General features: G+C 74.7%; 1 protein-coding gene. It reads right to left on the reverse strand.

The genetic code is table 11. From position 1 onward, the window contains the following. Positions 1-610, reverse strand: a 610-nt coding sequence (locus A612_RS09450) for a type IV pilus assembly protein FimV (RefSeq protein WP_478212054.1), incomplete at its 3' end; no start/stop codon positions are given. Positions 611-834 lie beyond the last annotated feature (224 nt).

The raw sequence follows: 834 nt of genomic DNA on the forward strand, positions 1-834 counted from the left end.
CGGCGGCGCCCGCGGCGGCGGCGCCCATGCCGGGGGCCGCGCTGCCCAGGGGGGCACTCTGGTAGAGGGGGTTCTCCGGGTCGAGGCTGCGGCCCAGGTCGGCCACCCGTGCCCAGTCGGGCCCCTGGCCGCCGGTCAGCCGCTGCACGTCCGTGGCGGCCGCCTCCAGCGCACGGCGGTCCTGGCGCTTGGCGTAGATTTCTGCCAGCTTGAGAGGGATCGAGGCGCGATCGGGGTGGTGGCGCTGGGCTTCCTTGAGGATTTCCTCGGCTTGCAGGTCGCGGCCATAGGCCAGGTAGACGTCGGCCTCGGCCACGGGGTCCACGTCGCCCGCATCGAGCTGGCTGGGCGAGTAGGTCATGGACGAGGAGCCAGTGGTCAGCTCGCTGGCGGCCGTGTCCACGCGCTGGCCGCCGCTCACTCCGAAGAAGGAGTCGGCTTTCAGCCGGCTCTCCATGAAGGAGCTGTCCACGCCTTGCGCGGCGCGGCGCTTCTGCCATGTGCGAAAGCCCCCATAGCCGAGCAGGGCCAGGATCAGCGCGGCGGCAGTGCCGGGCAGCAGCGGGTCTTCCATCAGCGTATCGAAGAAGCTGGGCTCTTCGTAGCTCACGGGCGCAGGGGCGGGTGCCGGTGCGGGCGCAGGCGCCGGTGCGGCGGGTTCCTGGGCGGGCGGAGCCTCGGCCTCGGCGGGTGCCTGCGCCGCGGCATCGGTCTGCGCGCCTTCGGCGGCCGGGGTGTCGGTAGGCTGTGTGGCGCCGGGCTCGGCGGCGCCCGTCGCAGGCTCGGTCGCGGCCGGGGCGGCGGCGGTCTCTGCCGGTGCCGGCGCGTCGGCCG

This window comes from Melaminivora alkalimesophila (assembly GCF_000282995.1).
In the GTDB taxonomy this organism is placed as follows: Bacteria; Pseudomonadota; Gammaproteobacteria; order Burkholderiales; family Burkholderiaceae_C; genus Melaminivora; species Melaminivora alkalimesophila.